The organism is Sphingorhabdus sp. (genome assembly GCF_035329025.1).
Taxonomy (GTDB): domain Bacteria; phylum Pseudomonadota; class Alphaproteobacteria; order Sphingomonadales; family Sphingomonadaceae; genus Sphingorhabdus_B.
Genome location: NZ_DAOLHN010000061.1, coordinates 1 through 10339 on the forward strand (window position 1 = coordinate 1; position 10339 = coordinate 10339).

The 10339-nt window shown below is 61.1% G+C and carries 9 protein-coding genes; 1 reads left to right on the forward strand and 8 read right to left on the reverse strand.

The features are described 5' to 3' along the window. Nucleotides 1-147 precede the first annotated feature (147 nt). The 8 genes from recJ to PKC81_RS13485 all read right to left on the reverse strand — a co-directional run bounded on the left by recJ (nucleotide 148) and on the right by PKC81_RS13485 (nucleotide 9563). The gene (recJ, locus tag PKC81_RS13450; RefSeq protein WP_324336934.1) at nucleotides 148-1911 is read right to left on the reverse strand and encodes a single-stranded-DNA-specific exonuclease RecJ; all 1764 of its coding nucleotides are present in this window, start codon (nucleotides 1909-1911) and stop codon (nucleotides 148-150) included. 170 nt (nucleotides 1912-2081) lie between these two features. Then, the gene (locus tag PKC81_RS13455) at nucleotides 2082-3119 is read right to left on the reverse strand and encodes an alcohol dehydrogenase family protein (protein WP_324336936.1); all 1038 of its coding nucleotides are present in this window, start codon (nucleotides 3117-3119) and stop codon (nucleotides 2082-2084) included. Then, complete coding sequence (locus tag PKC81_RS13460) at nucleotides 3116-4159, reverse strand: amidohydrolase family protein (protein ID WP_324336938.1); 1044 nt, start codon at nucleotides 4157-4159, stop codon at nucleotides 3116-3118. Before PKC81_RS13460 ends, PKC81_RS13455 begins: the two co-directional genes overlap by 4 nt. After that, nucleotides 4156-5703: an acyl-CoA synthetase gene (locus PKC81_RS13465; RefSeq protein WP_324336940.1), complete on the reverse strand. Its 1548-nt coding sequence runs from the start codon at nucleotides 5701-5703 to the stop codon at nucleotides 4156-4158. Before PKC81_RS13465 ends, PKC81_RS13460 begins: the two co-directional genes overlap by 4 nt. A gap of 20 nt (nucleotides 5704-5723) precedes the next feature. Next, entirely contained in the window at nucleotides 5724-6503 is a 780-nt protein-coding gene (locus PKC81_RS13470; RefSeq protein WP_324336942.1) for an SDR family oxidoreductase, read from the reverse strand. A gap of 10 nt (nucleotides 6504-6513) precedes the next feature. Beyond that, entirely contained in the window at nucleotides 6514-7740 is a 1227-nt protein-coding gene (locus PKC81_RS13475) for an acyl-CoA dehydrogenase family protein (protein ID WP_324336944.1), read from the reverse strand. Between the two features lie 12 nt (nucleotides 7741-7752). Further along, nucleotides 7753-8490: an SDR family oxidoreductase gene (locus PKC81_RS13480; RefSeq protein WP_324336946.1), complete on the reverse strand. Its 738-nt coding sequence runs from the start codon at nucleotides 8488-8490 to the stop codon at nucleotides 7753-7755. A gap of 14 nt (nucleotides 8491-8504) precedes the next feature. Beyond that, complete coding sequence (locus PKC81_RS13485; protein ID WP_324336948.1) at nucleotides 8505-9563, reverse strand: phosphotransferase family protein; 1059 nt, start codon at nucleotides 9561-9563, stop codon at nucleotides 8505-8507. Nucleotides 9564-9611: 48 nt separating this feature from the next. Between PKC81_RS13485 and PKC81_RS13490 the strand changes: the two genes are divergently transcribed. Continuing rightward, nucleotides 9612-10256: a helix-turn-helix domain-containing protein gene (locus PKC81_RS13490; protein ID WP_324336950.1), complete on the forward strand. Its 645-nt coding sequence runs from the start codon at nucleotides 9612-9614 to the stop codon at nucleotides 10254-10256. The last annotated feature ends 83 nt before the right edge of the window (nucleotides 10257-10339 follow it).

The following is a 10339-nucleotide window of genomic DNA, read 5'->3' on the forward strand; positions in this document are numbered from 1 at the left end:
GAACCCGTGTTTCAGCCGTGAAAGGGCCGCGTCCTAACCGCTAGACGAAGGGGCCATCGAAGATGGAAGCGCGCCTTTACGGATTCGCTTTGCACTCGTCAAGAACCGAGTTGGCCCGATTTCAAAGATTTCCGCCGCCCGCCAAAATCAGGCAATGGCGATATCGTCGATGTGCAATTCGGCCTTGGGCGTCGAACCCCAATCGTCAAGGCGGGCGCGCCCTGCAAGCCAGTATTTCTGCCCGCGTTCGCCATGGAGCAGTTGTTGGCCCAACGCACTTTCACCCTGGCGGAAAGCCATCGCCTTGAACGATGCGCCGTCATCCCCTGAAACGATGGCGCGCACATGGTCCTTGCCGACGATGTCGCATTTCACGATGCGTACCGGACCGGTTACCACGCGTGGTCCTGGCCAGCCGGTGCCATAGGGTCCCGCCGCTTCCAGTGTTTCAACCAGCATAGGGCTCAGCCCGCGCGGATTGACCATCGCGTCGACCGACAGGGTCTTTTCGGAGCTGGCGCGCGATACATCCCCCGCAAGTCGTTCGTCGAGCCAATCGGAGAGCGCATCAATCTTGGTGGCTTCTACGGTCAGCCCCGCCGCCATGGCGTGGCCACCACCGGCGACCAACAGCCCGGCCTCCCGCGCTGAAATGATAGCCGCCCCAAGATCGACACCGTTAATTGAGCGCCCAGATCCTTTTCCGGTGCCGTCGGTATCCACCGCGACGACAATGGCCGGTTTGCCGAACTTCTCCTTTATGCGCCCGGCAACGATACCGATGACTCCCGGATGCCAGCCTTCGCCCGATACCAATGCGACGGCGCGGTTGTGCTGCGTTGCCATCGCGGCTTCGGCGGCCTCCTGCACTTGGGCTTCAATCGCCCGACGTTCTTCGTTCAGCCGGTCGAGCTCCTGCGCGATGAGGCGCGCCTCATCGGGATCGGTCGTAGTCAGCAGGCGCACACCAAGATCGGATTTGCCCACACGCCCGCCCGCATTGATGCGGGGCCCCAGCGCGAAGCCAAGGTCCGAGCAGGTCGGTGCGCGATTGAGCCGTGCAGCGGCTGCAAGCGCGTTGAGCCCGATATTGCGGCGTGCGGCCATGACTTTCAGGCCCTGTGCCACAAAGGCGCGGTTCAGGCCTTTCAACTGGGCGACATCGGCGACCGTTCCCAGTGCGACAATATCGAGCAATGCCATCAGTTGTGGCTCATCACGGTCGGCAAAATAGCCACGGCCGCGAAGCACGCGCACTATGGCGGCAGCTAGCAGGAAGGCCACACCGACCGCCGCCAGATGGCCGTGTGCGGCGGCGTCGTCTGCCTCGTCGAGGCGATTGGGGTTCACCAGCGCGAAAGCGGTTGGCAGCTGGGCGGCGCATTTGTGGTGATCGACAACGATCACTTCCATGCCCGCCTCGCGTGCCTGCGAAAGTGCTTCATAGGCCATCGCGCCGCAATCGACAGTGACGACAAGTTTGTTGCCAGCGTCTCCCAGCCGAACAAGCGCCTCGCCTGATGGGCCGTAACCCTCGAGCAGCCGGTCGGGGATATAATAGCCTGCCTCCAGGCCCAATTCGCGAAACAGGCGGATCAGCAAGGCTGCGCTGGTCGCACCGTCGACATCATAATCACCATAGACAGTCAGCTGCTCGCCGCGCTGAACCGCGTCCGCCAGCCGTTCCGCCGCCACATCCATATCGCGGAAGATTGACGGGTCTGGCATGAAGCCGCGCAGCGTCGGGTTGCGGTGCCGTTCCAGATCGTCGCGCGCCACACCACGTGCCAGCAGCAATTGGGTGACGAGATCGTCAGGTGTGAAATCGGGGTCGCCCGCATCCGCCCGGTTACCCCTCCATTGCCAGGTCTGGCCGAGGATCGAACGCTGGACGAAACTGAGACTGTTCATGCCCGGCTGTTAGCCGTTTGAACCTGTTCCCTGCAAGCGCTTCAAACTTACCGCAGCCCTGAGCTTGTCGAAGGGCGTCTCAACGGGTAGTGCTTTTCTGGAAGGCGTGCTTCGACAGACTCAGCCCTGCGGTTTTAATCGCAACCGATGCTAGCAAAGGACCGACAGCGTCAGGGAACCAGCACCATCTTCAATGCCCCCGCCTCGCGCCGGTCAAACATATCATACGCATCGGCGCCTTGTCTCAACGGCAGGCGGTGGCTGATATAGCGTTCGGGCTTCAGGCGGCCGGATTGGACCAGCGGGAAAAGCGCCGGTAGTTCCTCGGGCACAGAACAGGTGCCGACACGGAAGGTGAGGCCGCCGGCAAAGGCGCGTTCAAGCGGGAAGGGGAAGCGGCGCGATTGCTGCACGCCGATAACCGAGACCGTCCCGCGAACCCGCACGCAACGCAGCGCGAAATCGACGGTCGCGTCGCTGCCGACCACCTCGACGACACAATCGAGCCTGCGTCCCTTGGTGTCTTGCTTGATGCGCTCCATAGCTTCGTCGGGATGGAGCGCGATCGCGCCCACAGCTTCGGCCACCGCCCGCCGTTCCGGTATAGGATCGATGGCATAGACGACATGCGCGCCCATCACGAAGGCCGCCTCGACGGTCATCAATCCGATCGGCCCAAGTCCGATCACGCCCACGCTGCTACCGGGGCGGATATCGGCGTTGCGCGCGCCGAACCAGGCGGTCGCCATCGCATCGGTCATCATCAGTGCCTGGTCTTCGCTGATGCCGTCGGGGATTTTGACCGCGTTCATATCGGCGGCGGGCACCCGGAAGGCTTCGGCCTGCACGCCCTGCAATCGCGCCGAAAGACCGTAACAGCCGCTGGCGTTGTTCTCGCAATTATTGACCACGCCCGACAGGCAGGAACGGCAGGCACCGCAGCCGACGGCGGCCGGCATCATCACCTTGTCGCCAACTTTGACCCGCGTGACAGCGCAGCCGACCTCGACCACTTCGCCCACGGCTTCATGGCCGACGCAAAAGCCGGTATCTTCGGAAAAGCCATGGCCGTGATAGATATGAAGGTCGCTGCCGCAGATCGAGCAGGCGGTCATCTGGACGATGGCATCGCGATCGGATTCGAGCTTTGGATCCTCCATGCTGTCATGCCGGATGTCGCGTTCGCCGAAATAGCGCAGGGCCTTCATGCCAGTCCTTCCAAACGATAGAAACGGGCTGCTGTGCCCGCAAACAAGTCCGCTTTTTCCTCCGAAGAAGCGCCCGCCGTGATGCGTTTGAAGGCGTTCCACAGCGTCGGATAGTCGGCACCCCAGCGGTCGACGGGGAAGTTGCTTTCGAACATGCAACGGTTGGCGCCGAACAGTTCGATGCAGCTTTCGATATAAGGTTCCCACGCCTCTGCCAGCGCTTCGGACGACGGACGCACATCTGGCCCCATGCCTTCAAAACCAGGGAAGGGCATGCCGAGGCCACCCAGCTTCATATGGACGTTGGGCAGTTCGGCCAGCCTTGCCATGCTCGCTTTCCATCCGGCAAAACGCTCGTCGCGTTTGCCGGAATAGCGGCCCAGCCCGACCGGTGTGCCCACATGGTCGATCACCATCTGCACGTCAGGGAAAGCACGAGCCAGTTCAACGGCTTCGGGCAGTTGCGGCTCGACCACCCAGATATCGAGCGACAACTGGCGCTGGGCGAAATGCTTCAGCGCCGAGCGGACCTGCGGTGACGCACACAGATTGGGGGCTGCATGGGCGAGGGGGCCAAGCACGGCGGTATCATCGTCATGCGCCATCATGTGGCGAATCCCGCGGAAACGCCCGCCACCGGCGGCGATGTGCGCATCGAGCACTTCGGCTACGGCATCACCGAGTCCAAGGTCCGTATGGCCGACGATGCCTGCACAGGCGCGGGTCGGGCCATAGATGCCGCTGGCTGCCATCGCGGCGACGCCGTTAACGAACTCGGTCTCGCCCACCGGCTGCATCGCTTCGGGCCCATCGGCGCGGTAAAAGGCGCCGCACTGGACATAGACGGTGCCAACCACATTGTGACCGCTGCCCGTATCCGCCAGCAATTCGTCGAGCAGGTAGCGTGGCGTCTGCCGCAGGATCGCCTCGAACGGATGGGTCATTTCGGCAGGGAGATAGGGTAGGCGAGAGCGCCAGTCCCATAGATGGTGGTGCGGATCGATAATTGGCAGATCCGGTTCGAGTATCGCTTCGCTCATATTCTCCGCTCCCGTCCTTCCCAAAAAGGTTCGCGCAGCTTACGCTTGAATATCTTGCCCGAATCCTCGCGCGGCAGGCTGTCGGCAAAGTCGATCCGGCGCGGAACCTTGTAACCGGTGAGGACCTTTTTGAGCTCTGCCTGCAGCCCTTCGGGCGTCAGCGACATACCCGGCATCGGCTGGACCACCGCCATCACGCTTTCGCCAAATTCCTCATCGGGGATGCCGAACACCGCGCAGTCGGCAACACCGGGCAGCTTATGCAGTTCGGCCTCGATTTCGGCAGGGTAGATATTTGCGCCGCCCGAAATGATCATGTCGTTGATGCGGTCGCACAAATAGAGAAAGCCGTCATTGTCGAAATAGCCCATGTCACCGGGGGTGATCAGGCCGTATTTCTCCATCGAAGCGCGCTTTTCGGGCGAGTTCTGATAGGTGAAATTGGTACCGTGGCGGCCTTTGCCGATAACCTCGCCAATGGTGCCGGGCGGCACGTCATTCCCCTCCGGGTCGACCACGCGCAGCGTCACGCCGGGCTGTACACGCCCGACCGATCCGGGGTGCGCCAGCCATTCCTCTGACGACAGACAAGTGACATTGCCCATCTCGGTAGAGCCATAATATTCCCAGATCACCGGCCCCCACCATTCGATCATCGCGCGTTTGACCGGCGGCGGGCAGGGCGCGGCGGCATGGGTGACATATTCGAGGCTCGACAGGTCATATTTGCGCTTCACCTCTTCGGGCAGGCGTAGCAGCCGGTTGAACATGATCGGTACCATGTTGAGGTGCGTGATCCGTTCCTTTTCGATAAGCGCCAGCAGCGCCTCGGCATCGAAACGCGGGCAGATGACGACATTGGCGCCGACGCGGATCGAGAAAGAGGAATGGGCGTTGGGAGCGCTGTGATAGACTGGGCCGATTACCGCGGTTGTGATCGTCGCCGGATCGCGTTTCCCGGCCAGCACTTCGGAATAGCCGTAAGACCAGCCAAGCATGGTGTTGACCGCCTCGGCCTGTTCCGGCGTGAAGGCCGCGCGACGCACACCCTTGGGCCGACCTGTGGTTCCCGATGTATAGATGATCGTGCTTGGCGCCATTTCGCCATCCCCCGAAAATGGGGCTGCCGCATTGACCAGTTCATGCCAGCGCGGCAGCCCTTCAGGCTGAGGGGTCTCTGAAATGCTGTAAGCCTCGCGGATTTCCGGCGGGGTTTCGACGATGATAACTTTGAGGTCGGCCGGGATCGCCTGTTTGATGGGATCATAGAGGTCGGCATGGATGAGGAGCAGTTTCACGCCGCTGTCGGTCAGCAGGTAATTCGCCTCATCCGGCGTGTAATGCCAGTTAACGGGGACCGGATAGATGCCCAGCATTCCCGCGCCGAAAGCCGCCTCAAAATAAGCGATGTCGTTGCGCAGGTAGAGCGCGATGCCGTCGCCGCTTTCCACCCCCAGCCCTTGGATGACGGTCGCGGCTCGCCGCGCGCGTTCGTCAAACTCTGCCGTTGTCAGTGTGCGCTCGCCGCTTTTGATCCTGCCCATCGCTCTCTCCCTCGCGAACCTCAGTAGATGGTGTAGCCCCCGTCGATGACGATGGTGTCGCCGGTGTGGTTGCGCGAACCCCGGCTGGCGAGATAGACCGCGATGGCCGCGAAATCGGAGCCATCGAGCCAGTCGCCGGTCGGTACGCGGCTGATCACCGCTTCGTTGAACTTGTCCCATTCCTGCAGGCCCGATGTCATGCCAGACCGGGTCCAGCCGGGCAGCACGCTGTTCACGCTAATGCCGTAACGGGCGAACTCGACTGCCATCGCCCGCGCCATCGCAACGACCGCGCCCTTGGTCGCGGCATAATGTTCGTTGCGCGCCGCGCCGTGGATCGCCGAGGTCGAGGAGATGGCGACCAACGAGCCGCCGCCGTCACCCGCCTTGTGCCGCTCGACCATGTGCCGTGCTGCCTCACGCAGGGTGAAAAGCACGCCGTGGATGTTCACTTCTTCGATCTTGCGAAAATCCTCGACGCTGATGTCGAACAGGCTTTTGCGCGAGATCGAAATGCCGGCATTGGCAATCGCCTGATCAAGTCGCCCGAATTCGGCGATGATGTCTGCCACGCCCTTGGCGACGGCGGCTTCGTCCGACACATCGATTTGTGCCGAACGAACCTCGCCGCCATGCACACGCAGCTTTTCGGCCGCCTCGGCATTGCGTTCGCCATTGGTGCCCCAGATGACTACCGTCGCCCCGTGCGCGGCAAGACCATCGGCCATGCCAAGGCCGATGCCGTTATTGCCGCCGGTGACGAGCGCGACCTTTCCGGTCAGATCGAAAAGCGATGCCATCAATCCCTCCTCAACGCTCGTTCATCGCAACATATTCCTTGATCTTTGACTTGCCGAGTTGGCTCATATGCACCTCGTCCGGGCCATCGGCGATGCGCACGAAGCGGTTCAGCGTAAAGAAACGTGCAATCGGCGTGTCATCCGAAACACCCATCCCGCCATGCGCCTGGATAGCGCGGTCGCACACGGTTTGCGCCATTTGCGGCGCGACAACCTTGATTGCAGCGATCAGGTCTTTCGCCACCTTGTTACCATAGCGATCCATCGCATCAGCAGCCTTCAGCGTCAGCAAACGCGACATTTCGATCTCGCAGAAGCTTTTGGCGATATCCTGCCGGATCGACGATTGGTCGGCGAGCTTCTTGCCGAAAGCGACACGACTGTCGACGCGGCGTGCCATGATCTCAAGCGCGCGCTGCGCCTGCCCAATCGAGCGCATGCAGTGGTGGATACGGCCCGGCCCGAGGCGGCCCTGCGCAATCTCAAACCCGCGGCCTTCGCCGAGGATCAGATTGCCCTTGGGCACGCGGACATTTTCAAAGCGCAGTTCGGATTCGCCGCCCGGCGAATTGTGCGATCCGAAAACGGTCTGGTGGCGCACGATGGTGATACCCGGAGTGCTGGGTTCGACCAGGATTTGCGAATGCTGCGCGTGGCGCGGAGCATTGAAATCGGTCTTGCCCATCACGATCCAGATGTCGCAACGCGGGTGCATCGCGTTCGAAATCCACCATTTGCGGCCGTTGATGACATATTCGTCGCCATCGGGTGTGATCGACAGTTCGAGGTTGGTTGCATCGGAGGATGCGACCTGTGGCTCGGTCATGACATAGGCCGAACGGATTTCGCCATTGAGCAGCGGTTTGAGCCATTTTTCCTGCTGTTCGGGCGAACCATATTTGGCCAGCACTTCCATATTGCCGGTGTCGGGCGCGGAGCAGTTGAAAACCTGGCTCGACCAGGGCACGCGGCCGAGCAGTTCGGCAATCGGGGCATATTCCAGATTGGTCAGGCCGGGCGAGAATTCGCCATATTCGTGCGGCAGGAACAGGTTCCACATGTCCAATGCCTTCGCCTTGGCCTTCAGGTCCTCCATTTTCGGCCATTCCTTCCAGATATTGGCCGGATCGGTCACGAAGCGATGATAGTCTTCCTCATTGGGATAGACATGCTCGTCCATGAAAGCTTGAATTTGGGCCAGCAGCCCTTTGACCTTGTCGCTATGTTCGAAATCCATGGGAAAGTCCTTTCAGAGGGAAAGCCCGCCATCGACGATCAGCGTGTGGCCGGTGACATAAGAGGCGAGCGGGGATGCTAGGAAAATGGCCGCGCCCGCCATGTCGACAGGCAGGCCCATGCGGCGTTGCGGAATATTGGCGAGCGCGCCTGCAAGCCGTTCTGGGCTTTGCGTGGTCACCTTGGTCAGCTTGGTGTCGACAAGGCCGGGGGCGAGGCCGTTGACGCGGATGCCTTCGGGCCCCCATGCCTGCCCCAGCGTCTTGGTCAGGCTGATCGCGCCTGCCTTGGATGCGGCATAGGCCGGGTTGCCGATATTGGCCTTCAGCCCCGAAATCGAACTAACGATGATGACGCTGCCCTTGCTGTCGAGCAGTTGCGGTTTGAATTTGCGCGAAATGTGCATCAGGCTGTCGAGATTGACCGCCATCACATGATCCCAACCGGGCCGCTCAAATTCGCCGCGTTTATAGACAACGGTGCCTTGGCAAAGCACGAGCACGTCGAGTGTGTCGAAGGGCATCGCCGCTCCCTCAATCGCATCGGGATCGCTGACATCGACGCAGGAATAGCCCAGCCCGCTCAGGTCCGAACCATCGGCCGGATCATAGTCGGCTGCGTTCGCGCGGGTGCCCCAGACATGCACTTTGGCGCCGCGCTCGCGAAAGCCATGCGCGATGCCATTGCCGATCCCGCTCGATCCGCCGACAACCAGCACATGCTTGCCGATGAAATCGGTGTCGTTGGCCATAGAGGATATTCCTTTCAGCTGATGCGCCGCAGCGCGCGTTCAAAGAGGTGGATGGTGTGGGCGTGCAGCCGGTCGCCGGTCTCGCGCGGCGCCTTTCCCGCACAGGCGCGTGCATGCGTGCCTTCAAGAATAATGCCCAGCTTGTAGCAAGCGAGCACCGCGTACCAATCGAAGTCTGCGAGGTCGCGGCCAGTCAGTTCGGCATAATGAGTGACCAGTTCGTCGGGGGTAGCAAAGCCCTCCCACGGCGTAATCGCGACATCGGTTGCATGTGGGTGGTTATTTTCCGGCCATGTCGCAGCGAGCCAACCGAGGTCGAGCAGCGGATCGCCCAAAGTGCACAATTCCCAATCAACCACAGCGGCCAGTTCGCCGCTGTCGTTGCGGAACAGCACATTGGCGAAATGGAAATCGCCATGGATAATGCCCGGCTGGAAGTTGGTGGGGCGATGTGCATCGAGCCACTGTGCGACTTTGGATACGCCAGGTATCGCATCGGGGCCGGTCCAACCCGGCATTTCGGCATAGCTTGCGAGTTGTGAAGCCCACCGCCCGACCTGCCGCTCGATCCAGTTGTCGAGTTTTCCGAAGCCTTCGAGGCCCACCGCGCGATAATCCACTTGGCTGAGTGCTGCGATAGCTTCCACCATCGCCAGCCCCATGCGGTGGCGGACGACCGCGTCCCCAGCATGCAGCGCAGGCAGGCCTTGTGTCGCGTTGAAACCCTCGATCGGCTCCATCAGATAGAAAGATGCCCCGATCACATTCGCTTCGGGGCAGGCCGCAATCAGCTCGGGATGTGGGACGTTACTGCCTTTAAGTGCTGCTAACACACGCGCTTCGCGGCGCATGGTTTCGTTCGAATTGGCGCGCAAAACGGGCGGCGGGCGGCGCAAGACATAGGAGCGGCCAGATCTGCTGAACCGCAGCAATATGTTCTGTGTGCCACCCGCCAATGTGGTGGCCTCGGCAATGGGCCCCTCTCCAAGCCCTTGTCGGTCCATCCACTGTTCGAGTGCCGAAAGATCGACGCCGTCGATCATCTCCAACGAATCCTCTCCAATATTATCCAAATGGATAATGCAGTTGACGTAAAAATGAGTCAAGCCTAGGTTCTGGCTATGGCCAATCCCGCCCCGAAAGTGCGATCTGATGCTGCGGAGCATTTGAAAGCAGTGGCCTTGCGCCTATTTGCCGAGCGCGGGATTGACGGTGTTACCGTGCGCCAGATTGCCGAGGCCGCCGGGCAGAAAAACCACGCCGTTGTCGGCTATTATTTCGGCTCGAAAGAGGCGCTGGTTCGCGAGCTGATCGTCGACGGAGCCCGCGCGATTGATGTTCGCCGAAATGCCTGGCTGGACGATTGCGAGGCGAAAGGCGGACCGCATAATGTCACCGAAGTGATCGAAGGGATGATCGAAACCTCGCTCGATCCTGAAGCAAACCCGGGCGATGAGAGCTTCAACCGCTTTTTCACGCTGCTGGGACTTTCGCATCGTGCCTTTTTCATGGAGGCGCTCGAGGGGCGTTGGAACACGGGATACCAGCGTTGCCTTGATCACCTGCGTCGGCTGATGCCCGAAATGCCAGCAGCGAAAAAGAATGAGCGTTTCGTTTTCCTGGGATCCACTTTGGGCGCCATTCTGGCATCGCGCGAAAGCGAGCTGTCAGACAAATCCCGCCCGCACCGCATGTGGCAATCGGGCGCGACGCTCAAACATGCGGCAAAGGTAATCGCCGCGATGATAGAGGCCCCATTTCGCTAGGGCCAAAGTCGACGGCAACTTTGCATGATATGGCGGAGACGGAGGGATTCGAACCCTCGGTACCGGATTTACCAGTACGACGG